The sequence below is a fragment of the Aquimarina latercula DSM 2041 genome, assembly GCF_000430645.1.
Lineage (GTDB): Bacteria > Bacteroidota > Bacteroidia > Flavobacteriales > Flavobacteriaceae > Aquimarina > Aquimarina latercula.
Genome location: NZ_AUMK01000005.1, coordinates 286,009 through 310,365, shown reverse-complemented (window position 1 = coordinate 310,365; position 24,357 = coordinate 286,009). Strand labels below are relative to the sequence as shown.

23 protein-coding genes are annotated in these 24,357 nt (G+C 31.9%); 12 read left to right on the top strand and 11 right to left on the bottom strand.

The window, feature by feature from the left end; translation table 11 throughout:
• Positions 1-19: 19 nt before the first annotated feature.
• The 9 genes from H526_RS0108645 to H526_RS28700 all read right to left on the bottom strand — a co-directional run bounded on the left by H526_RS0108645 (position 20) and on the right by H526_RS28700 (position 7,782).
• Positions 20-316, bottom strand: a complete 297-nt coding sequence (locus H526_RS0108645; protein ID WP_245591194.1) for a carboxymuconolactone decarboxylase family protein — start codon at positions 314-316, stop codon at positions 20-22.
• 25 nt (positions 317-341) lie between these two features.
• A complete protein-coding gene (locus H526_RS0108640) occupies positions 342-1,088 on the bottom strand; it encodes an SDR family NAD(P)-dependent oxidoreductase (RefSeq protein WP_027392636.1) in 747 nt (248 codons plus the stop codon).
• Between the two features lie 63 nt (positions 1,089-1,151).
• Positions 1,152-1,715 carry a TetR/AcrR family transcriptional regulator gene (locus H526_RS0108635; protein WP_027392635.1) on the bottom strand — a complete coding sequence of 188 codons (564 nt, stop codon included), beginning with the start codon at positions 1,713-1,715 and terminating at the stop codon, positions 1,152-1,154.
• Between the two features lie 76 nt (positions 1,716-1,791).
• Complete coding sequence (locus tag H526_RS28705; RefSeq protein ID WP_051336065.1) at positions 1,792-4,095, bottom strand: chondroitinase-B domain-containing protein; 2,304 nt, start codon at positions 4,093-4,095, stop codon at positions 1,792-1,794.
• Positions 4,096-4,410: 315 nt separating this feature from the next.
• A complete protein-coding gene (locus H526_RS0108625; RefSeq protein ID WP_035084947.1) occupies positions 4,411-5,265 on the bottom strand; it encodes a glycosyltransferase family 2 protein in 855 nt (284 codons plus the stop codon).
• A gap of 21 nt (positions 5,266-5,286) precedes the next feature.
• Positions 5,287-5,808, bottom strand: a complete 522-nt coding sequence (locus H526_RS0108620) for a class I SAM-dependent methyltransferase (RefSeq protein ID WP_027392633.1) — start codon at positions 5,806-5,808, stop codon at positions 5,287-5,289.
• 92 nt (positions 5,809-5,900) lie between these two features.
• Positions 5,901-6,959, bottom strand: a complete 1,059-nt coding sequence (locus H526_RS0108615) for a 3-oxoacyl-ACP synthase III family protein (protein WP_027392632.1) — start codon at positions 6,957-6,959, stop codon at positions 5,901-5,903.
• A 104-nt stretch (positions 6,960-7,063) separates the two neighbouring features.
• Positions 7,064-7,444, bottom strand: a complete 381-nt coding sequence (locus tag H526_RS0108610) for a group III truncated hemoglobin (RefSeq protein ID WP_035084944.1) — start codon at positions 7,442-7,444, stop codon at positions 7,064-7,066.
• Positions 7,445-7,515: 71 nt separating this feature from the next.
• Positions 7,516-7,782, bottom strand: coding sequence for a hypothetical protein (locus H526_RS28700; protein ID WP_027392630.1), 267 nt, complete (start codon positions 7,780-7,782; stop codon positions 7,516-7,518).
• A gap of 111 nt (positions 7,783-7,893) precedes the next feature.
• Here H526_RS28700 and H526_RS30740 point away from each other — a divergent pair, with 111 nt between their 5' ends.
• Complete coding sequence (locus tag H526_RS30740; RefSeq protein ID WP_051336064.1) at positions 7,894-8,244, top strand: hypothetical protein; 351 nt, start codon at positions 7,894-7,896, stop codon at positions 8,242-8,244.
• A gap of 42 nt (positions 8,245-8,286) precedes the next feature.
• On the opposite strand, the gene H526_RS0108595 is transcribed toward H526_RS30740, so the two are convergent.
• The gene (locus tag H526_RS0108595) at positions 8,287-8,640 is read right to left on the bottom strand and encodes a hypothetical protein (protein ID WP_035084939.1); all 354 of its coding nucleotides are present in this window, start codon (positions 8,638-8,640) and stop codon (positions 8,287-8,289) included.
• A gap of 149 nt (positions 8,641-8,789) precedes the next feature.
• Between H526_RS0108595 and H526_RS0108590 the strand changes: the two genes are divergently transcribed.
• The 8 genes from H526_RS0108590 (at position 8,790) to H526_RS0108555 (ending at position 17,929) form a co-directional block, all read left to right on the top strand.
• The gene (locus H526_RS0108590) at positions 8,790-9,476 is read left to right on the top strand and encodes a TetR/AcrR family transcriptional regulator (protein ID WP_027392628.1); all 687 of its coding nucleotides are present in this window, start codon (positions 8,790-8,792) and stop codon (positions 9,474-9,476) included.
• Positions 9,469-11,136, top strand: coding sequence for a peptidase domain-containing ABC transporter (locus H526_RS0108585; protein WP_027392627.1), 1,668 nt, complete (start codon positions 9,469-9,471; stop codon positions 11,134-11,136). The genes H526_RS0108590 and H526_RS0108585 overlap by 8 nt, the downstream gene beginning before the upstream one ends.
• A 6-nt stretch (positions 11,137-11,142) precedes the next feature.
• The gene (locus H526_RS0108580; RefSeq protein WP_027392626.1) at positions 11,143-12,495 is read left to right on the top strand and encodes an HlyD family secretion protein; all 1,353 of its coding nucleotides are present in this window, start codon (positions 11,143-11,145) and stop codon (positions 12,493-12,495) included.
• 3 nt (positions 12,496-12,498) lie between these two features.
• Entirely contained in the window at positions 12,499-13,902 is a 1,404-nt protein-coding gene (locus tag H526_RS0108575) for a TolC family protein (protein ID WP_027392625.1), read from the top strand.
• A 321-nt stretch (positions 13,903-14,223) separates the two neighbouring features.
• A complete protein-coding gene (locus H526_RS0108570) occupies positions 14,224-14,625 on the top strand; it encodes a hypothetical protein (RefSeq protein ID WP_035084936.1) in 402 nt (133 codons plus the stop codon).
• Between the two features lie 144 nt (positions 14,626-14,769).
• Positions 14,770-16,038, top strand: coding sequence for an alpha/beta hydrolase-fold protein (locus H526_RS0108565; protein WP_081415578.1), 1,269 nt, complete (start codon positions 14,770-14,772; stop codon positions 16,036-16,038).
• Between the two features lie 82 nt (positions 16,039-16,120).
• Positions 16,121-16,876 carry an isocitrate lyase/PEP mutase family protein gene (locus H526_RS0108560; RefSeq protein WP_027392622.1) on the top strand — a complete coding sequence of 252 codons (756 nt, stop codon included), beginning with the start codon at positions 16,121-16,123 and terminating at the stop codon, positions 16,874-16,876.
• A gap of 3 nt (positions 16,877-16,879) precedes the next feature.
• Positions 16,880-17,929, top strand: coding sequence for a bifunctional transcriptional activator/DNA repair enzyme AdaA (locus tag H526_RS0108555; protein WP_027392621.1), 1,050 nt, complete (start codon positions 16,880-16,882; stop codon positions 17,927-17,929).
• Positions 17,930-18,017: 88 nt separating this feature from the next.
• On the opposite strand, the gene H526_RS30735 is transcribed toward H526_RS0108555, so the two are convergent.
• Positions 18,018-21,248 (bottom strand): chondroitinase-B domain-containing protein, encoded by a 3,231-nt coding sequence (locus tag H526_RS30735; RefSeq protein ID WP_051336063.1) that lies wholly within the window; start codon positions 21,246-21,248, stop codon positions 18,018-18,020.
• Positions 21,249-21,582: 334 nt separating this feature from the next.
• On the opposite strand from H526_RS30735, the gene H526_RS30730 reads away from it, so the two are divergent.
• The 3 genes from H526_RS30730 (at position 21,583) to H526_RS28680 (ending at position 24,336) form a co-directional block, all read left to right on the top strand.
• The gene (locus H526_RS30730) at positions 21,583-21,993 is read left to right on the top strand and encodes a DUF3010 family protein (RefSeq protein WP_051336062.1); all 411 of its coding nucleotides are present in this window, start codon (positions 21,583-21,585) and stop codon (positions 21,991-21,993) included.
• 146 nt (positions 21,994-22,139) lie between these two features.
• A complete protein-coding gene (locus H526_RS0108540; RefSeq protein ID WP_027392620.1) occupies positions 22,140-23,519 on the top strand; it encodes an exonuclease domain-containing protein in 1,380 nt (459 codons plus the stop codon).
• Positions 23,520-23,613: 94 nt separating this feature from the next.
• Positions 23,614-24,336 (top strand): alpha/beta hydrolase, encoded by a 723-nt coding sequence (locus H526_RS28680; RefSeq protein ID WP_158594433.1) that lies wholly within the window; start codon positions 23,614-23,616, stop codon positions 24,334-24,336.
• Positions 24,337-24,357 lie beyond the last annotated feature (21 nt).

Below are 24,357 nucleotides of genomic sequence, written 5' to 3'. Positions count from 1 at the left end.
TTTATTAAGTTAAGAAAACTTAATCATTCATTAAATGCGCACCATGCACAACAGCAGCACCTGCTCTAAGTGCAGCAGATACAAATGTAGCCTCTGCTAATTCCTCTTGTGTAGCACCTGCTTTTATAGCATTTTTCTTATGAATTTCTAAACAGTATGGGCATTGAGTTGTCAATGCAACCGCAACAGCCATTAATTCTTTATACTTTACAGGAATAACTCCTTCTTGTAAAGCAATACTATCAAAAGCCTGAAAAGCTTTCATAGCTTCAGAAGCATTTTTACCAAGTGTACCTAATTTTTTTAGGTGATTCATATCATACATATTCAATCTTTTTATGTTAATTTCTTCCTGCGATTACACCTCCATCAGTATCCCAAATAGCTCCCGTTACCCACGATGCTTGATCAGATAATAAAAAAGTAATACTATTAGCTACATCTTGAGCTGTTCCATTTCTTCCTATTGGATGAAAATTATTAAACCCAACAAGTGCTTTTTTTGCCTGATCAGCACCTCCAAAAACACCATCATATACTGGAGTTTCAACTACAGCAGGTGATACTGCGTTTACTCTAATGCCATGATCTGCCAATTCCATAGCCAGATGTTGAGTTAAGGAGTGTAATCCAGCTTTTTGCATAGAATAGGCAGAAGATGGAGTTGCTTTTACAGCTTGTTTAGCCCACATAGAACCAACATTAACAATAGCTCCGGTGTTGTTTTCTTTCATTTTTTTAGCTGCAGATTGCGTAATAAAAAAGAAACCTCTATTTAGATCTTGATATGAGTCATAATCTTCTAGAGTATGATCAAGAAAAGGTTTTGGACCAAAAATCCCTGATGCGTTTACTAAATAATCTAAACTGTTTAAGTTAGCGATTGTATTACGTAGTTGATCTACACTATTTTTATCAGTGATGTCAACTTGATGTTTAATAATGTTTTCGCCATCTTCAATTTTAGATGTATTTCTTCCTACAACATGAACTGTAGCACCTCCGTTAATTAAAGATGTTACTGTTGCTTTACCAATTCCACTGGTTCCTCCTATAACTAGGGCCGTTTTGTTTTTAAACTGTGTCATTATTTTTATGTTTAATTAATTAATAAAAGACAGACAAGTCTGTCTTTGTTGAGATAAATTTTTTTATTCTAAAATCCTTTCGCAAAGAGATAACGCAGCCTCAATGGGCCAAGTATTCTGGTGTAATTTGCTTTCAGAAATTGCTCCTTCATATAATAGGTAAATTTTTCTTGCCAGCATTTTGTTAGCATCATTAGAGTTTTGATTATAATTTTCTATAACTACTTCCTCTATAAAATTTATGAAATCATGTTTTTGCTGTTGGATTTCATAGCGTACAGTTTCATTTTCTTTAGGCATTTCGGCGTATGTATTTAAACACCAACATCCATTAAAGTCTTTTTGATCAAAGAATAATTTTAGAAAATTAAACAAAGCGTATATCCGTTTTTTACCTTTAGGCGCTTTATATACATATTCTCTAATATCTTTAGTAAAAGTGTTGTTCTTAAATTGTAGGTAAGCAATACAAATATCTTCTTTAGAAGGAAAATGATTGTATAGTGTTGCTTTTGCTATTCCAGCTTCTTTAATAATCTCATTGATTCCTGTTAGATTATAACCCTTATGATAGAATAGAGTAGATGCGGTTTGTACAATATGAGCTCTTGTCTTAGAGTGTTTCATATGACAAACATATAAAAAAAATATTCAAAAACAGACAAGTCTGTCTATTTTTGAATATTTTTAACAAAATCAACATTTATTTTACGGGTCTATAGCCACTATATTGAGCGGGATATTTAGTAGGATTTTGAGTATTTATAATTTGAATATTCTTACCTGTGCGTTCTCCAAAGGACTCTATTCGTCCAGAGTTGATTAAACTAATATGGTCTATTCTGCTAATTGCCCATCCTGGATCTTCATATTTTAATGCACGTCCTCCTTTACCGGAATTGATAAATAATAAATTGTCAACATTTAGCTTTTGAACACCCCATAGTAGGACTACACTTCCTAAATCTTTATTATTTACATCTATAAAAGTAGAGTTTTTTAATTCTAAGTAAGGTCCAGTAGTACTTTCGTCATTTCCCATTCTTAAAAGGGCTACAGCGTTACCCATTACTTTACTAAAATGACAATTATCTATTTTTATATATTCTGCATTGTAACGTCCTCTGTTTTCATTTTCTCCATCAAGACTGATAGCATTTCCAGAAATATTATGAAAGGTTGAGTTTTTGAAAACAATCGTATCGGCATATGTGTTTTTATAAGCTCTAAAAGCTGTTTTACGACTTGCATCGAAATTTTTAAATTCACAAGACATAACTTTTAACTTATAATGTGCTATCATTGGTTTCGATGAGGTAGCTATAGCAGATTGTGCAATTCCATTTTCTGAAGCGCCATCAAACTGAACACCTTGAATAGAAAGGCTTCCTCCATTCTCTATAACTACTAACGGCTTTTGTGATTCATTTTGATCATATTTGAAAATGATAGGTTTATCATTTTTCGATGTAGTAAGTGTTAATGTTTTATTTATAATCAAAGGTTTGGTAAAAGTATATGTTCCCGGTTTTAATAAAATGGTATCACCAGAAACTGCACTCTTTATGGTATTGAATAATGCGTCATTTTCATTTCCGGATACTTGTGTTGCATTCGAGTTCTTATTTGTGATCTCAAAATATTTTTGCTGAGGAGTATACCAATTTGGTCCTACATCACTTTTAATAAAGGGAAGTTTAGGTTGGTAATTTTCATTCTTTAATAAACCATCCTTCGGATCTTTTATAAAGGAAATATTTGTTGTTTCGAATCCATTATGGTTGAATTTTGAGTCGGCAGAGACCACTTGATTTTCAGAAAATGAAAAAGTACTATAATCCGAAATTGCTTCAAAAACCTGTGCTCTTTCGGGGTGATAAAATAGGTTCTTAGTAAATCGTATATTCTGAGGAGGATCTGTTCGCTCATTATCTGCTCCAACACCAAACTGAATGTGATCACATTTTAAAAACATGTTTTCAGTAATATCTGTGTTTTCAGCTCTGTGATATCGGTTAATAAGCGAATTAGGAACTCCGTTCATTACAGGAAGAGCTCCAAAAAAACGTTTCCCTTTTAATTCCTGAAAATGATTATTTTTAATGGTATGTCCCTCATTGATTACCCTAACACCACCAGTTCCTGGTTTGTTGTTTCCGATAAAAAAATTGTTCTCGATTAAGTTTCTATTTCCGTGTCTTAACGCTAGAACTCCAGCAGACTCATAAAAAATATTGTTACGAACGATGTTGTCACTCGATTTTAATGATACAATTTCTACTTCGCCATCACACTGCTCAAAGTAGTTGTTTTCTATTAAAGTTCTTGATGGGCTTAGAGAATATGTAGAAACTCCTACTCTTAATGTTTCTCCACCATTGGATCCAAGGTTTGGTCTATAACCAAAATGGTTATGGTCAATTCTATGATGGTTTTCTAGACTATTTTTGTTATTTAATCTTACGACTAAAGTTACACCTGCATTAAGCTTTCCTCCAAAGTAATTGTGATCTACTCGATTGTTTTTTCCGTGTAAATGAATCCATTCAGATTTATCAAATCTATTACTTGGATTAAAGTGATCAATAGCAATTTCTGTAATTCTGCAGTTTTTAGCTAGTTTTCCGTCGTCAGTTTTGAAAATAATTAATGCATTTTCTTCAGTAAAACCATTGGTGAAAACAAAACCTTTTATAATTAAGTGTTGACCTCCAATTTTTAGAGAAGTATTACCAGAAAAAATAACTTTCCCTTTTTCTTCAGCTTTTATAGTAATTGGCTTTTCTTCTGTTCCTATAGCATCAATTACCAATTGAGCATCTTGCCAGATTCCATTACCCAGTATAATTTCATCTCCAGGTTTTGCATTGCTAATAGCATCTTGAAATTCTTGAGGATTGTTAACAAGATCGTTGTTATCCGATTGTTTTGTTTTACTTGCTTCTGAGCAAGAACTTACAGTAAATAGCGTAGCTATTAGGTAGCTAAAGAGCCTACTTTTCTTCATTAGTTTCTTTTGAAATATTTGTATTAAACATTTCCCATTAAACTACTAAATCGTCTAATGCTTCAATAGAAGTGAATACCCATAAGTTGTGTGTGGGACCAATTTAGGCCTATTTTTTATAATAACCAAGTATATAGCATCTCATAAAAATAAATTATGGATGAATTGAAAAGATGTAGTTTTTAAGGACAATAACTTTTATAATAATTTGTCGAAAAGTACCTATTATAAACAGATGTTCTAATACAAGTTAAATTAAGTGCAGATATTTATGATAACTACATGAACAACTATATATAGATTATTCTCGTTTTTTTACGGTTTAGAGAATTTTTGGAGGATTTTTTTCCATCGTAGTTTGCGAATAAAATCACCTTCGACTTTAGAAACTAAATATGGTTGTTTTGATTTTTTAGCTTTAAAAAAACCTATTAAGTAGTCAAGCAATAATTTAGGTTGTTTTTTTAGGATAGCAAGCTTCATAGATGCAATTAATGTGATCATTAAACCGTACCGCATTGTATAGAAAGCTTCTCCTTGCTTGTATTTAGCTTTGGGGTTGTATGTATTCCCTGTTGGTTTCAGGTGTTTTACTTTTAGAGATTGATCTGTTTTGATTTTCCAGTTATGATATTGTGCTAATAACTCATCTATAGTATCCCAACCCATTGCTGGTTTTAATCCCCTAATGTCTTGAAAACAGGATTTTCTATATGCTTTTAGAGCTCCACGAATATGATCCTTATTAGTTAGGTTTTCTAAAATCCAGTTGTTGTCTTTTTGGATATAACAAAAGCCACCAAACATTCCGATTTTTTGATTTTCTTTGAAATTTTTCACTAGAGTTGCTAGATAATTTTTTGGAAAAATAAGGTCTGCATCAAACTTGCAAATCACATCATATTGGTCATCTAACGAAGTATATCCTTTATAGAACGCATTAATAACTTTGCTTCCTGGCATATGATCCTTAGAAGAACTGGTGTTAACTAATGAAATGTATGAGTGTTTGTTTATAAAATCGAGAACTACAGTCTTTGTATTATCGGTAGAATTATCGTTAACTACCACTATTTTTTTTGGAAGAAATGTCTGAGATACTAAAGATTTTAGAGTTTTAGCAATCAATAGTTCTTCATTATGAGCCGGTATGACAATATAAATGTTCAAAAGGGAGGTGATTGATGTAAACTATTTTCTTTCGGCATATACAATATAGTATCTAGGAGTAAAGTATCTAAGTAAAGGTCTAAATCCAATTTTATTAATTGGATGCGTCCATTTTTTTGTTGCTTTTATTTTCCATCCAGCTTTTTCTAATAACCAATCGAATTGCCAATCTTCAAATTCGTGATAATGACGATCCCAAGGGTCAGTCTTGCTTTTATAAGCAGGAGAGAACCAAAGTTTTAATGGAACAGAAGTCACTAATTTTGTTGCTTTGATATCACGTAAAACATTGAATGGTGCAATTAGATGTTCAAAAATCTCGAAGGCTGTAACAACCTCGTCTTTACTTAATTTTACAGCGTCGGTTTGCAGATCAAGATCTTCTCCAGATGTATTTGTTACCGTGTAACCTTCCTTTTCCATAAAGTCTACAAATGGGTTATGGACACCGAGATCTAATATGGTTGCTGGAGCAGCAATGTGCTCTCTTAAGAATTCTAACGTTTCTTTATACCTCTTATGAGGAAAAGTTCCTTCGTACATCTGGGAATAATTACTGTCTAACTAATAAGTTGTAAAAATAGACAATTACAGAGATTACTATGCGTTCCTATTGTAGAATTTTCTATAGGTGATTAGAACTGATACAGAAATGCATTGATATTCATACCGGCACCTACACTAGCAAATAATAGAATATCACCAGAATGAAAAAAATGATCGGAGATTTTACCTTTTAGAATCAAATCATATAATGTTGGAATAGTAGCTACACTGCTGTTTCCAAGTTTTTGTATGCTCATAGGCATAATGTTGTCAGGGACTTCTTGATTATGAAGTTCATAAAACCGTTTTATAATAGCCTCATCCATTTTTTCATTAGCCTGATGAATAAGTATTTTCTTTACTGCGGAGATGTTTATATCTGTTTTGTCTAAACATTTCTTCATTGCCATAGGTACGTGAGTCAAAGCAAATTCATAAATCTTACGGCCGTACATTTTAATATACTTGGTTTGATCATTTGTGGTAGTATTGTAGGTATCTCCAAAAAATAAGAAATTGGATTCTTCAAGAGTGTGTGAGGCGCTAATAGAAGATAGTATTCCGCCAGTATTTTCTGTGATTTCTAATATAGTTGCACCAGATCCATCAGAATAAATCATAGAATCTCTATCGTACTCATCAATAACACGGGACAATGTTTCGGCTCCAATAACCAAACATTTTTTTGCCATACCACTTTTCATAAAAGAAACTGCTTGTATTACACCTTCTATCCAACCTGGACATCCAAATAAAACATCATAGGCTACGCAATATGGGTTTTCTATTTTTAAAAGGTGTTTTACTCTAGCCGCTAAACTGGGAACAGTGTCTGCTTGAGATGAATTTTTATCAACGTCTCCAAAGTTATGAGCAACAATTATATAATCTAAAGTTTCTTTGTCTACATCAGCATCTTCAATTGCCTTTTTTGCCGAAAGAAAAGCAATATCCGAAGTGTTTAATGTTGAGGAAGCGTATCTACGCTCTTCAATACCCGTAATTTTTCGAAATTTATCAATAATAACAGTATTAGAGTTGTTGATTTGTACGCCATCTGAATTAAAGAACTGATGATTTTCAAAATCTTCATTTTGTATGATCTCTGTAGGAATATAGCTTCCTGCACCTGTTATTTTAATACGCATTTTTCTTTTTTTAGCTTGTGTATATAGAAGATAGGTATTAATTGGTTATTTATTATGCTTGCATAATAAAATTTACGATGCCTACGGTATTTGAATAGGATATATTATTGTGTTTTTAGCTGAATTACCGTGGCAATTGACAAAGCTCGTGTTTTCATAAGTTCAGCTTTTTCTCCTTTAAAATTGTCGTCTATAATTGTTTTAAATAATGCCAGCCAAGTGTCAAAATGGATTTTCTTCATTGCCTTTCTTAGATGTAAATCTTTATGAATTTGTAGTACATTTTTTTTGTAATTTCCAGTGTAAAACAATTGTTGTTCCCAGAAGCTTGAAATATGAGGCATATGGGTTTCTAGGTTAATTTTTGCTATTTCGGTGAAGAATATACCAATGTTAGAATCTTTCAATACTTTTTCGTAAAAAAACCATAAAATTTGCTCGATATCTTCTCTATTCTGTATATCTCTTAAATTATCCTTGTCCAAAATACCTTGATTTGCTATATAAGTGTAAACACAAAATTAAAAGGTATCTGGACAAGTACGCTGGTTTTGGGTTATAATTTTTGTTTCGAAACAATCAGATCTCTTAATTCTTGTTGTTTTTCTTTTTCTATCATTTTTTGATGTGCATAGGCAAAGATGGCATTCTCTACAATTTCATTTTCTCTTTCTCCAGAAAGAATATAGGATATACTTGTTTTTGAATAAGGTTTTTTTGGGGAGCTATAAATCTTGTTTTGGTTTAGGTAAGCTTGTATTTTTTTTACGTGCTTGCTTCCAATGACCTTTAAGATCGCAATACGTTCTTCAGGTGTAATCATAAATAAGTTGGCTAATGTTATAGGTATAAGTATCTTTGTGAATATAATGTTATCGTTTTGGTATACAATATTATATAAAATATTAGATATACGCAAATAATAGTCAATATTTTGGATAAAAAAGATAAAATTTTAGATAGAGTTATTTTATTTGCAGCTCATTTGGGAATAAGCCTTAGGAGTTTTAGCCTTTCTATAGGAGCAAGTGCGGGCTATTTACATAGATTGCAGTCTGCAAATAGTAATATTGGAGGTGATTTTATTGAAAAGATTATACAATTGTATACAGAAATTAATCCTACTTGGCTTGTTACTGGAGAAGGAAATATGCTAAAAGAAGACCATATCGTTCAAGAATCCGAAGTAACATATGGTAAGAAGGATTATTTTAAACAAGTTTTATTGCAATATTTAGATGATAAGGATATTAGAGATAAACTTATGGAAATTGCTAATAAATGATAATGTAATTATCAATCCGTATATAGCTATTTTTCTTATTTACTAAAAAATTTCTTTTGCTTCCAAGGCAGCTTTAAGATTTACTTTTACTATCCGAATACTGTTCAGAAATTGTTTTTGATCATTTCTTTTGATAGAGATAATCGTTTTTCCTTCTTTGGTTTCTTTGTTAGTAATAATTACTCTTAAACCACTTAATTTCTTGTAGTTTGTGGTTCCTCCTTTTTTAATAATAAAATTAGTTTTTGGAAATAGAATATGCTTATATGTTTTTCCAGATGGTTTTCCTAAAGTCATAATATCTCCAATATTTACACTATCAGGAGATGTAAATTTTTGCTCTTGTGCATGTATCGAGAGTATCGATATAAATGCGATAAATAACAGTTTTTTCATGTGTATTGTATTGAGTTGATTGAGAGAGATGTCTACAATAAATATAGCATTATTTACTTAACATTAAAACATAAAATTTGGTTAAATAATAGTTAATGTATTAAATCATAATAGTAATACTATTATTTTTGAACAAAATAGTTTTAGTTATGAAATATATACTCCAAGACTTAAAGGTTAATATCAATAATAATATATATTTAAAGGATCCAGAATCTTCTACTTTAGGAAAGAAAATTGTAGAATATAGTATTCTTTTAATCGATGAAATCGGTTTTGATAGTTTTACTTTTAAAAAATTAGGCGTTAAGATAGGATCTAATGAAAGTTCGATATATCGCTATTTTGAAAACAAGCATAAGCTCTTGTTATATCTAACTTCTTGGTATTGGGGTTGGCTAGAGTATCAATTAGTGTTTACCACTAATAGTATTTCTGATGCTAAAGAAAAATTAACCAAAGCTATCGAAATTGTAACTCGGACTACAAAAGAAGATTCTTCCTTCTCCCACATTAACGAGGTTTTATTAAACAAGATTGTAATTAATGAATATTCTAAATCATATCTGACTAAGGAGGTTGATAACGAGAATAAAGATGGATACTTTTCTATTTACAAAAGACTAGTGAACAGGATTAAAGATATGATTATACAAGTGGACGAAACATATTATTATCCTGCTAGTTTGGCCAGTACCATTACTGAGGGTACATTGCATCAACATTTCTTAAGAGATCATTTTTCTTCGTTAACGGATTGTGATGAGAAAATTACTCCTACAAAATATTTTATTGATTTAGTATTTAATTCTTTAAATAACCACAAGAATGGCTAAAAATATATTGACCGCTTGGCAGCGTTTGATGGGGCTCTTAAAACTTGATAAAAGAGATATCCTGCAAGTATTCTATTATGCAATTTTCGCTGGATTGGTAAGTTTATCCCTTCCTTTAGGAATACAAGCTATTATAAATTTATTACAAGGAGCGCAGGTTAGTACTTCCTGGATAATCCTAGTAATTTTAGTTACGGCTGGAGTTCTATTTGTAGGGATATTACAGTTTATGCAAATTAGGATTATAGAAAATGTACAACAAAAGATCTTTACTAGAGCATCTTTTGAATTCACATATAGGTTTCCTAAAATCAAGATGAGTGAGTTACGTAATTATTATCCGCCAGAATTAGCAAATAGATTCTTTGATACTTTGACTATACAAAAAGGATTGTCAAAGATATTAGTAGATTTTCCGACAGCTTTGGTGCAAATAATCTTTGGGCTTCTATTACTGTCATTTTATCATCCATTTTTTATTATTTATGGTTTGCTTTTATTGGTTTTAATCTATATCGTATTTAAATATACAGCAACCAAAGGTTTAGAAACTAGTCTTAGTGAGTCTAAAAGTAAGTATAAAGTTGCCCATTGGATCCAGGAAGTTGCGAGGTCAATAGTAAGTTTTAAATTATCAGGAAGAACAAGCTTGGCACTTAATAAGAACGATGCTTTAGTAGCGGATTACTTAGATTCTAGAGAAAGCCATTTTAGAATACTCGTATTGCAATTTATTCAGATGATTGGTTTTAAGGTATTAGTTACTGCTGGCCTTCTATTAATAGGTGGTGTTTTAGTTTTAAATCAGAAGATGAATATAGGACAGTTCGTAGCAGCTGAGATCATTATTTTATTAGTGATTACCTCTGTAGAAAAACTAATTGTAGGTTTAGAATCTTTCTATGATGTATTGACTTCTTTGGAAAAAATAGGTCAGGTAGTTGATAAACAATTAGAACCTCAGGAAGGGGAAAAACCTTTTAAAGAAGATGAGGGGTTTGTGATAGAGTTGGACCAGGTTTCTTATGCCGTTCCGGATAGAGATAAAAGAATTATCGATGATGTTTCTCTTAATATTTCAGAGAGTTGTACCATATTGATACAGGGACCTAATGGTTCTGGTAAATCAACTCTTCTTAGATTAATTGCAGGTTTATTAGAACCCGATACAGGTAGTATATATATCAATAATGTCTCGCTAAAGGGAGTGAATTTAAATTATTATAGAGGGTATATTGGGCAGTCATTGACAGAGGAATCTCCGTTTGAAGGAACTATTTTAGAGAATATCACTTTTGGAGATGAAAGTATTACCAGTGAACAAGTTTATTGGGCTTTAGAAAAAGTAGGATTGCTTCAATTTGTAAAAGAACAACCTAAAGGTTTATTAACGATGTTGTATCCGGAAGGTAAGCAGATACCATATACGATTTCTAAAAAAATAGTATTAGCTAGAGGAATTGTTACAAAACCGAAATTGTTAATTCTAAAGGATCCTTTAGATCAATTTAATGAAACTGAAGCTGCCAGAATTATGGACTTTCTGGTGGAGCCAGAAAATCCTTGGGCGTTAGTTGTAGTTAGTGAAAATGCTAAATGGACATCGCGTTGTGGTAGAATTATTACCGTAGATAATGGTAAAATAATAAGTGAAAAATAGAAAGGTATGCTAAATATTTCAAATAATAAGTTGAATAGAACTGTAGATATTTTAGGGTATAAAGCATCTCAGAAAGTATTTGGTAAAGATCATTATAAGTATTTTAATCGTTTTTTATTAGTATTTACTATTATCCTTTTTATCATTTTATTCTTTCCTTGGACTCAAAACATTTCTGGGACTGGATTTGTTACGACACTAACACCTGATCAACGACCACAAACAATACAATCGCCTATACCTGGAAGAATAGAACAGTGGTATGTACGAGAAGGAGATTTTGTAAAAAAAGGTGATACTATTTTACGTATTTCAGAGGTTAAAAATGAATATTTTGATCCCAATCTTGTCGCTAGAACTGGACAACAGATAAAAGCAAAATCTATGGCTGTTACTTCATATGAAGAAAAAGTAAAAGCGTTAGGTAATCAAGCAGATGCATTGGTTAGAGAACGCTCTTTAAAATTAAAACAGGCAGATAATAAGTTATTACAATCTAACCTAAAGGTAAAAAGTGATAGTATTGATCTAGAAGCGGCAAAGACCAATATAGCTATAGCCGAAAGACAATTTAAGCGAACCGAGCAGCTAGAAAGTGAAGGACTGAAGTCATTAACAGATGTAGAAACTAAACGTTTAAAATTACAAGAGACTCAAGCTAAGTTAATTTCGCAAGAAAACAAGTTACTAGCTAGTAAAAATGATGTTATCAATGCGCAGATAGAAATGAATCGGATCAAAGCAGAATATGCAGAGAAGATATCCAAGTCTCAGAGTGATCGATTTACTGCACAGTCAAGTCAATTTGATGCAGAAGCACAGGTTACCAAATTAGAAAATCAGTATACCAATTATGAAATAAGAAATGGCTTGTATTTTATCACTGCACCGCAAAATGGGTATATCAATAAAGCGATACAATCCGGAATAGGAGAGACATTTAAAGAAGGGGATCGGTTAGTTGGTATTATGCCATCAGAATATGATCTGGCGGTAGAAACATTTGTGAAACCCATTGATTTACCATTAGTGCATATTGGAGAAGAAGTAAGAGTACAATTTGATGGTTGGCCTGCGATTATTTTTAGTGGATGGCCCAATGTATCGTACGGAACATATGGAGGTAAAATAGTTGCAGTAGAAACATTTATTAGCCCTAATGGGAAATACAGAATATTAATTTCACCCGATGAAAAAGATCATCCCTGGCCAGATGGAGTGCGTGTAGGATCAGGAGCCAATACCATTGCATTGTTAGAAGATGTACCAATTTGGTTCGAATTATGGAGACAGTTAAATGGTTTTCCTCCTAATTATTACCAACCCGAGGATAAAATAGCAACTACCAAAAAGAAATAATCTATGAACAAACTTTTGTTGTACAGTTTTCTTTTTTTGACAACTGCAACCTATGCGCAGGAACAAGACTCGATAAAACTTAATTTTAGAGAATATCTAGGGTTTGTGAAAAAACATCACCCCATCGCAAAGCAAGCTGAGTTAAATATAAGTGTAGGAGAAGCTAATCTACTGAAATCTAGAGGAGGTTTTGATCCTAAAATTGAAGTAGATTATGATAGAAAAAAGTTCAAAGGTTCTGAATACTATGATTTATTAAATGCGACGTTTAAAGTACCTACTTGGTATGGGATAGAATTAAAGGCTAATTTTGAGCAGAATGAAGGGATATTTTTAAACCCAGAAAGAACTGTACCCAATGAAGGCTTATATAGCGCAGGTATATCGGTTCCAATTGCGCAAGGATTGTTAATTAATGATCGAATGGCTGCACTTAAAAAAGCAAAATTATTTAGAGAACAAACCAAAGTAGATAGAGATATTTTAGTGAATGAAATTTTGTATAATGCATCGTTGGCTTATTTTAATTGGTTAGAAGCATATAATGAAAAAGAAATTTATCAGAACTTTTTGATTAACGCAAGGGCCCGTTTTGGTGGAGTAAAGAAGAGTGCATTAGCCGGAGATAAGGCAATTATAGATACTGTAGAAGCGCAGATCACAGTACAGAATCGTCAATTAAGTTTAGAACAAGCTAAAGTAAAATTGATGAAATCAAGTTTGGAGCTATCTAATTATTTATGGATCGGAAATAATATTCCCGTAGAGATACAACCTAATGTGATTCCAGACAATGAAGTAGATATTGTTATTGACCAGACATTGCAGATACAACAGGCATTGTTTACAGAAGTAGATTTAGCAAATCATCCTAAACTAAGATCTTTGAATTATAAAATAGAAGGTCTAGAAGTGGATCGTAAATTAAAAGCAAATAAGTTACTGCCTAAAATTAATTTGGAATATAATTTTTTAACTCCTTCGCCAGAAATTGCGAATTCATTTAATACTGCGGATTATAAAGGAGGGGTAGCATTTCAGTTTCCATTGTTTTTACGAAAAGAAAGAGGTGCGGTTAAATTGGCTAAGTATAAAATCCAAGATAGTCAATATGAGTTAGCAAGTGTACAATTACAAATTGAAAATAAAGTAAATGCAATCAATAATGAGCTAGATTCTTTCAAAACTCAAAACAAACTGATTACTGATATTGTAACAGATTATACTACATTACTAAGAGCCGAAGAACGAAAATTTAGTTTTGGAGAAAGTTCTTTATTTTTGATTAATTCTAGAGAAAGTAAACTAATTGATGCCCAATTGAAACAGAATAAATTACAAAATAAGTATTTCGATACTAAAGCAAAACTGTTTAAAAATTTAGCTGTAAATCCAGAAAATTTGTAGCCATTAGATTTGTGCATTTTTTTTAATTACTGTAAGATACTATTAGTAATAAATAGCTATTTATATCCACTATTCTCTTTAATTAACTATCGAATAAGTTGTTATACTTTATTCCTAAATAGTCATTAGATTTTGATAATCTAATGTATAAGAAATCAAAATTAATTTACCTCTTTTATTTTTATTAGAAAAGGGAAAATTCCCTATTATTGTATGATTTAAAAACGGGGGATTTTACCCGTTTTTTGTTAGGGTATACTTGTATAGTTTTGGAACTATATAACAATCTAATAACCAGCAGTCTTTAAAAGAGCTATTAAAATGTCAACCACTTTTTCTTTTATGGTTAAGCAAATCATCAGTGAAGGCAGTAAGGATGCGATTCCTAATCCTGCGCAATCAGGGTATTTGTGCATGCCAAGAGAATTTTTATCAGAATTAATACGTCTAGCATCAATGATGCAGGTAATGAAAATTGGTGTCGGTAGTGAAATTGCTGATATAAAGAACAAACTAGAAATAGCAAATCAGTCTCCGGTTATAACCAAATCAGATGATCGATTGTATAATTTGATGGAAGGCGCTATACATCGTATCACACGCGTATGTCGATTAGAAGGAGAGCTAGCACAAAGTCGAGGAGAAAGAGAGTTGTCTGAAACATATGCTTGGACAATAGCAGGTTGTAAGTTGTTTTTAGAATATACTGAGTCAATCGAATGATTATATTATGATACGGTGTTTCATTGCTTTAGGTTTTTATAGATAATCAGTTTAATTAAAATTACCATATTTTTAATAGTATCATAATTGATGTTTCTTATTTTGCAACGCAAAGATTATTCTACCTGATTTTAAATCATTTTTATGAAACATTTCCTCCTCTTATTGGTATTAGTTATAACGTTTAATACTTTTGGTCAGGTTGTAGATAATGCGTTGATTCCTGTGGAACGAAACTCTCTTAATTCTAGTATTTTAGGAGAGAAAAGAAGTTTTCAAGTGTATTTGCCACCTAGTTATTTTTATAGCGATCAAGGGAACTTTCCAGTTATCTATTTAATGGATGGAGACTATAATTTTTATCATGATTCTGGATTGGTAGAATTTCTGTCAAGTGTAGCAGATAAAATACCGGAAATGATTTTGGTCGCGATTTCTGACAAAGGAAGTGCAAAGTATCGAGAATATTGTCGTCCCAACGCAGAAGGCTCAGAAGGTGGAAGTGCAAATAAGTTTATGTCATTTTTGGAACAAGAATTAAAACCTTTAGTGAATAAGAAATACAGGACATCTTCTTATGATATATTAGTAGGACATTCTATGGGAGGTTTATTTGTTGTAAACCATTATCTAGAAAAGCAAACTGCATTTGATAGTTTTATTGCGATTGATCCTTCTTTATGGTGGAATGATTATATACTTAATAAAACAGCAGATACGGTTTTTGAAAATCAAAAAGAATTAAGTGCTAACTTATTTTTGTCTTTAGCCAATACGCAGGGTATGGGTGTGAGAGGTTTTGTAGGGGTATTAGATAAATACTTTCCTTATGATACTAATTGGAGTTTTACATATTATAAGGATGAGAATCACGGATCCGTTCATATGATTGCATTGAAAGAGGCATTAATTCAATTATTTAAAGATTGGGAGGTTAGTAGAGATAAATTTTACTCATTTTCATCTGCGAAAGATCTAATAAATTATTATAAAAAATTAAATACAGAATTCGATACTAAGTTTTCGTTACCAGCTTATAATTTTGGTAATATGATGAATTATTATTATCGCAAAAATTTAAGAGAGGATATAGCAATTTTGGAATCAGAGATAGAAATTCATTTCCCAAATTCATTAGATACTTTTTATAGTGTGTTAGGAGGGTATCAGTTAGAAGATAAGAAATATAATGAAGCGGAAGTAACTTTTAAAAAGAGTCTGGAAAGCCACCCTAACTCGTTCCGTGCTTATGATGGTTTGTCAAAAATATATACTGCTAGAAAAAAAATAAAAGAAGCTGAACAGGCGAGTCGTCAGTCTATTTTACTAGCCACAAAAGCCAACGCAAGGCAATGGCAATTAAATGAATTACGATCTAATTTAGATTTGATTCTTAAGCTTTCCAAAAAATAAATTCTTCGGAATAAAAATACTTGTCAAGTTTTCGGTTGCTGAATAAATATCGTCATCGGTACTTTGTGAAAAACAAAAAACGATGAATTTTAAAGAATTACATAATCAAGAAACACCATTGCTTTTAGGAAATGTATGGGATGTTCCTAGTAGTAAAATGGCAGAAAAAATAGGTTTCCAAGCGATAGGAACATCGAGTTCCGCCATTGCTGCTCTATTAGGATATGAAGATGGCGAACAAATGGCATTTTCTGAATTAAGATATTTTGTCGAACGAATTAAAGTAAATTCTAATTTACCTTTATCTGTAGATTTGGAGGCTGGGTATAGCAGAAACCCTATAATTATTACGGAGCATATAAGAAAAATGGCTGATTTAGGTGTTTCGGGAATTAATATAGAGGATAGTATTGTTGATGATAAAAGAATATTGTTACCAGCGAAAGAATTTGCTAATAAGTTGGAAAGAATAATGAATGCAGTATCAAAAGAAAATTTGGATATTTTTATAAATGTAAGAACAGATACTTTTTTGTTAGAACATCCTAATGTGCTTGAGGAAACTAAAAAACGAATACAATTGTATGAAAAAGCAGGTGCGGATGGAATTTTCATTCCCTGTATTAAAAAAGAGTTAGAAATTAAGGAAATTGTAGATTATACTCAATTACCTGTCAATGTAATGTGCGTCCCTGATTTATCAGATTTTGATACTTTGAAAAAATTAGGAGTACGAAGAATTAGTATCGGTAATTTTTTGTTTGATAAAATGTATAGTCAATTGGGTAGCACTACCAAAAGGATACTAGATCAACGATCATTTCAATCCATTTTTTGAGATATGTTAGTAACGGAAAATGATAAAATAGAATTATATTATAAAGCTTTATTGGAACGAAAAGAAAGCTTTGTGGGTATCTTTTTTGTAGGAGTAAAAACAACTTCCATTTTTTGTATAGCGACTTGTAGAGCTAGAAAACCTAAATTAGAAAATGTAGAGTTTTATACATCGATTAAAGATGCTTTGGATAATGGATACAGACCTTGTAAAATTTGCAAACCAACAGAGAATGCCAATATGGCTCCTGATCATGTAGAAAGAGCAATAGCTTTAGTGCGACAAAATCCAAAAGAGAAAATTACTGATAATCAATTGCGAAAATTGGCAATTAGCCCAGAGATTGTAAGAAGATGGTTTAAGAAAAGCTACGGAATGACATTTCATAGTTATCAAAGAATGTATCGAATTAATAATGCTTTTCAAGAAATAAAAAAAGGTAAAAACGCCACACATACAGCCTTTGATATGGGCTATGAGTCTTTAAGTGGTTTTGGGTACACTTTTAAAAAGATGATAGGAGATTCTCCAAAAAAAAGCAGTGATAAAAAAATAATTTTAATTGATAGATTAACAACACCGTTAGGTCCAATGTTTATTTGTGCTACCGAACAGGGAGTTTGTCTTTTAGAATTTGTAGATAGACAATTACTAGAAACAGAATTTGAAGATTTGCAGAAGCGATTGAATGCTTCGATACTGGCAGGAAATAATAAACATATTAAACAAGCTAAAAGAGAGGTGGCTGAATATTTTGACGGAAAACGAAAGGTTTTTGATGTTCTTCTTGAAACACCAGGAACTGAGTTTCAAAATATAGTTTGGGATGGCATAAAAGAAATTAAATATGGAGAAACAATAACATATCAGCAACAAGCAGAAAGGATATGTAAACCAAAAGCGATTAGAGCCGTAGCTTCTGCTAATGGATGTAATAGAATATCCATAATAATTCCTTGTCATAGAGTTATAGGAAAAAATGGAAATATGACAGGATATAGTGGAGGAATAGAACGCAAAAAATGGTTATTGTCACATGAAAAAGATAGTTAGTTTTTGGGAATATGTGATATAAAAACTATGGCTGAATAGTTAGTGTAACCTAAAAAATCAACCATAGTCTGAAAGGAATAAATATTTTTTAGTAATTATTACTAATTACTTTTTTCGTTTTAATTACTTTGTTTGCAGAGTTCAATAACCTCAGGAAATAAATACCCTTAGGTAAGTTTGTGACAAAACTAACGTTGTTAGATGAGGAGTTCGGTATAGATTTACCAGCAACTTCTCTACCAAATACATCTATTATTTGTGCTTTGGTAATTTCGGTATTGTTTTTTGGTAATTGAATCGTAAGGTTTGTTGTAAAAGGATTCGGATATATCAAAATTTCATTATTCTCTAAAGGTTCGCTTCTGTTTGATAAACTTTGACTACTACCAGAACAGATTACTTCAAATTCTTTAATAGATGACCAATTGCCAGAATATCCAGATGCACCTGTTATTGTAAGTTTGACATATCTAACTGATTGCTCCGAAAAATCCCTGTTAATTACTGAGCCGCCAGAGGTATTATTGGAAGCATTTGTTAAAATGGAAAAACCAGAAGTAGGGGAGTTGCTAGAACCTTCTACAATGAACTGATATGCTCTGTCATTATACGGATATAAGTTAATTTCGTTGATAGTATATTCTTCTCCTAAATCTATTACCGCGTTTTGCGGAAACCCTTCTGCAGACCATCTGTTATCGGTATTGTCATCCAAAATATTGCTTGCTGGATTTTCTGTTTGTTGGTTGCTGTAACTAGAAAGGTTTGCGTTTAATGATAGATTACTTCCTGCAATACAATTTGGAGTATCAATAGAAGAACCAAAAGCTCTAAACTCTAATATACTAATCCAAGGTCCTGAATAACCTGACGCTCCGGAAACAGCTACTTTAATGAAACGAGCATTAACAGGAGAGAATAGGTCGGTTACGGGAGCAGCAACGGTTCCAGGAGTTGAGTTATTGCTTCTGTCAATTATTTCCGTGTATGGCCCATTAGATTCTGTAGCTATCTCTATGGTATATTGATAGGCTCTATCTTGGTAAAAAACCAGCTCTGTTTTATTAATACTATAAATAGCTCCAAGGTCTACTGTAAAGGAATTAGGAAAGCCATTAACAGACCAACGTGACGTAGTAGAATTATCTACAAGATTGGAAGCAATATTATTGCTATCTGGTGTACCTGTAGCAGTGATTGGTTTATTTAAAGCTAGATTTGTTCCTGTTGTTGGGGTAATTACATTTATAGTAGTGGTGTCTGTGAATCCTCCGTCATCTGTTGTAACTGTTATAACGGCTTCTCCAACATTAGTGGCGCTAATCAATCCATTCGAATTAACTGTTACAACAGTTGGATTATTACTGGTGTAAGTAATATTTTGATTGGTTGCGTCCGATGGAGATATGGTGGCTGTTAACTGTAATGTATTTCCAATTTCAAGAGTGGTATCGTTGGGTGTAAGAACCACAGAATCTATCAAAATGTCTGATACAATACCTAATTGCGTAATTGTAATAGTTCTAGTTATTGAACCTCCAGCCACCGTTATTATCCCGGTTCTGGAGGTGTTTTGGGAATTAGCAGTGACCGTTATTGTAGCATCTCCATTATTTGTTCCAGATAAAGGGCTTACAGTAATCCAAGAACTATTATCAGATATTGTCCAGTTAACGTTGGATGTTATGGTGAGTGTTTTGCTTTGAGAACTAGCACTAAAATCATCAATGTTGGATACGGCTAATATATCAGTTGGTGGTGTGTTACTACAAGAACCAAGAGGATTTCCAATAGAATTAACAAAGCAAGCACCAACGTTAGATCCTACATCATTATTAGAGTAAGGAGATTGTGGTATGTTGGACCCTGCACTAGTGCCAGAAATATTAAAAATCTCACCATTACTACTAGCGGATAAATTTGCTGGAGAAAACCCATTAACAGATGCCCCTAAGCTTGTATTGTTATATACGTTTCCGGAATAAGTTACTGAAGAACCGATATCTGAAAAATCTCCAGGATCATCTTCGGTTATAACATCGGTAATATTTGATGAGTTATTAGAGAAGAAAACAACATTGTTAGAAACGTTACCGGTATTACTACTTGTACCCTTATCTCCATTAAAAAATAATGGTGCACTTGTATTTACTATAGTGTTGTTTGAAACAGTAATATCTTCTGATTTTTGATACCCATTAGAAACACTTGTGGAGTTGCAATTATCTTGAGAATTGGTGGAACCTCCCATAAATGTAATTCCATTATTCCATTTTGCTTGATCAATAACGGTAATACAATCCTGAATGTAATTGTTAATAATCGAATGATCACTATCAACGATTCGAATTCCTCCTGTTCCATCAACATTTTCTCCTAAAAAATAATTCCCTTCTACCGTAGCACCAGAACCATGACGTAGTGTTAGAGAACCTCTACATCTTCTAAAAGTGTTGTTTTGGTAAATGTTATTGTCACTTTTATTAGTAATAATTTCATTTTCTCCATCAGCTTCAACAAAATAGTTATTACTAACTGTTGTTCTACAATCTACATTTTGGAATTCGCTTGTACCCACGCGAATTGTTTCACTATCACCAGAATTTGATAGTGAAGGATCCATTTTTTCATATTTGTAAAAATAATTGTTGCTTATTGTATGACCGACAATGTCACATCGATTAGTTTCTGCATTGTACTCTAGTTCTACTAGCACTAAGGCACCAGCAGTAGATTTATTTAAAAAAGAACAATATAATACACTATTATTGTTTCCGTATAATACAATCCACCTATGTTTCACGATTGCCCCATCTTGTTCGGCTTCTGCTGCATCACCTGGTTCAACCCCTAAACCATCAATTACGCAATTTCGTATTGTAGAATTTTGTGCATATGTAGTTCCATTTCTGAATTGGATGAAATTACTAGCTCCGTAACCTCCTTTCCAATGAAACCCTTCGACTATTAAATAATTCCCAGCAATATCCATTTGTAGTCCATTATTAAAAACAACGCCACCTGGGGTTTCGGCTTTTAATGTAATTGGATTTGATGAGGTACCATTAGCTCTAAATACAAGTCGTTCATCATCATTATAGACTCCATCTTCCCAAATAACAACATCACCTGGAGATAAGCTTAAATTGTTGAAATCATCTATTGAACTAATTGTGTATTCAGTAGCAAAAATGTGAGACGAAAACAGAAAAGAAATTATAAATAATTCTTTCAGCCTTCTTTTTTTTAGTAACCCTGTATTGGGAAAAACGGCAAAATCATATTTTTTTTCAGACCAAAATGTGCGAAGATTTTTCATATAAAATGTGTTAAATAGTTTAGTTATAAAAATGAGCTAGCCTTCGAATTTTTGGTTTGATGTTTTAGGTTTTAAAAGCTAGTATTAATTTTGTGCTTTAAATTGGTTGACCAATTTAAAGTTTTTTTAATGATATGTCAATTTTGTTTTACTTTAAATGTGATAGACATATTAATTTCGTTAATTAATTGAATAAGTAAGAGTGGTTGCATTCCTGATGTATAAGAATAAATATTAAGAAAGCTTATATCACTCTAGGTTGGTTTTGTTAAATGAGATTTTCAAATAAATGTTAGAGGATATCTTTTAGAAATTATATACTAACTTTGATAAAATGAAAGTAATCGGAATCGAAATAAATAAAAAAAGAGCTATCTCTGTAGTGTTGTCTAAGGATGAACTGGGTAACTATATAAATCTGACAGGTAAGGATAAATATGTAGAAATTATCGATGATCAAAAAAACGAGGATGTTCAGACTTTCCTAAAGGAGATTCATAATTTTTTTGATACTGTTAAACCTGATCATATTGCTATTATTACTAGACAGACTAAGGGTAAATTTGCAGCGGTTGCGGTTTCTTTTAAATTAGAAGCATTGATTCAATGTTACTCAAAAGCAACAATGAGTTTTGTCTCTAAACAAACCTTGACTGCCTATTATAAAAAGAATGAACTTCCTGTTTCTTATGCGAATACATATCAGGAGAATGCGACTCGGTTAGCTGCTTATCTTCTTAGATAATAGTTAGTGTTTTATATCAAAGATTATAGGCAACATTATTTTCTCTTATGTTTACTATAAGTTTTGTTTAGGAAAAATTCCATTATAAAAGGAAAAATTCCAAATATCGAATATTTCTTTTAGATTTGCATTTCAAAAGAAATGTAATGTCAGAAAAATTATATGCTATTATTGATGTCGAAACTACGGGTAAAGGCATTAATGGTAATCGCATTACAGAAATCTGTATTGTATTGCTAAAAGACGATATTGTTATGGATAAATTTACTTCTTTGGTGAATCCTGAATGTCATATTCCTCCTTTTATAACGGGATTAACAGGAATAGATAATGATATGGTAAGAAATGCACCAAGGTTTCACGAAATTGCAGAGCGAATTATAGAGATGACATCGGATGCTGTTTTTGTGGCTCACAATGTGAACTTTGATTATAATGTGATCAAAGGTGAATTTAAAAATTTAGGATATTCTTTTGTTCGTAAGAAGTTGTGTACAGTTCGTTTATCTAGAAAGTTAATTCCCGGTATGTTTTCTTATAGTTTAGGGAAATTGTGTTCCTCACTTAACATTCCATTAGAAGGTCGACATAGAGCAGAAGGCGATACAGATGCTACTGTTATCTTGTTTCAGCGCATTCTTAGTCTTGATCCAGAATTTGAAATTATCAATAAGTTTTTAAATGTACGATCTAAAGAAGCAACATTACCTCCTCATCTTAAAATAGAAAATATAGATGTATTGCCCGAAGAAACGGGGGTTTATTTGTTTAAAAATCAAAAAGGGAAAGTGATATATGCAGGTAAAGCGAAGAATATTAAACAACGTGTCATTAGTCATTTTTATGATAAAAAAAATAAAGAATATGCTCTAGGTCAGGAAACATATGCCATAGATTATGAGGTTACTGGTAACGAATTAGTAGCGCTATTATTAGAATCAGAAAAAATTCAAAAGCACTATCCGAAATTTAATAGAGCTCAGAAAAAACCAGTAGCTCCATATTGTATTATGTTTTATACGAATAGAAAAGGTGTTGTGCAATTGGCTATAGATAGATCACAAACGTTTGATCACTCTGTGGAGATTTTTTATAGTAGAGCAGAAGCGATAGAGAAGTTGGAACAGCTTTGCGAAATGTTTCAATTATGTCCTAGGTATTGTAGTCTGCAGAGCACTACAGATAACTGCTCTCATTATAAAATTAAGAACTGTAAAGGTATTTGTATTGGAAATGAGTCTGTTGCGTTGTATAATATGAGAGTGCAAAAAGCATTGTCTTCTCTTAGGAGAGATCAAAAAAGTTATTTTATAAAGGAAAAAGGGAGAACTTTTAATGAACAAAGTTTTGTAATGATACAGGATGGGATTTATAAGGGGTTTGGATATATTCAAGAAGATGAACAAATTGTTTCTATAGAAGATTTTGATAATTTCTTGAATCTTCAGAAGCATACGTATCATACCACTAAAATAATTAAAAGTTATCTCCGTAAAAATGGAGATAGAAATATTGTCCCTATATAATAGCTCTAGAAACTATAACAAAACAATAAGATTAATCAAGTAAGTAATTTAGTATTTTAACGACGGTATGGTCTTAACTAATTATTTATTTTCTATGAAAAGTATTCTTACTTCAGCAATCATATTTTTAACAGTATCACTGTATGGTCAAAAAACAATTGATTTTCCGTCTAAAGATGGATTAATGATGACCGCGGATCTATATGAAGCCAAAGAAAGTGATCCGTTTATTATTCTTTTTCATCAGGCAGGATGGAGTAGAGGGGAATATATGGAGATTGCTCCAAAACTAAATAAATTAGGGTATAATTGTTTTGCTGTTGATCAACGATCAGGAGGTTCAGTAAATGATATAACAAATAAAACGAACACTGTGGCTAAAACAGAAGGTAAGCAAACTGAATTTAAGGATGCTTATCAAGATGTGGAATCTGCTATTGCATATGTAAAAAAGACATATAAGCCTAAGAAAATTATTATTTGGGGAAGTTCATATTCTTCATCTTTAGTATTAAAATATGCAGGAGATTATCCAGATGTTGTGAACGGAGTATTGTCGTTTTCTCCTGGGGAATATTTTGGCGAAAAGAATTATATTACTAGTAGTGCTGCTAACATTAAGATTCCGGTATTTATTACTTCTGCACAAAATGAAAAAAAGAGTTGGTCAGGAATCTATAATGCAATTACCTCAGAAAAAAAACAATTCTTTTTACCTAAGACTAAAGGGAATCATGGTTCTAGAGCGCTTTGGGAAAGGTTTTCGGATAATGAAAGCTATTGGAAAGCTGTCAAGGGCTTTCTAAAAACCATTTAGTTATAAAATAAAAATTGCCTG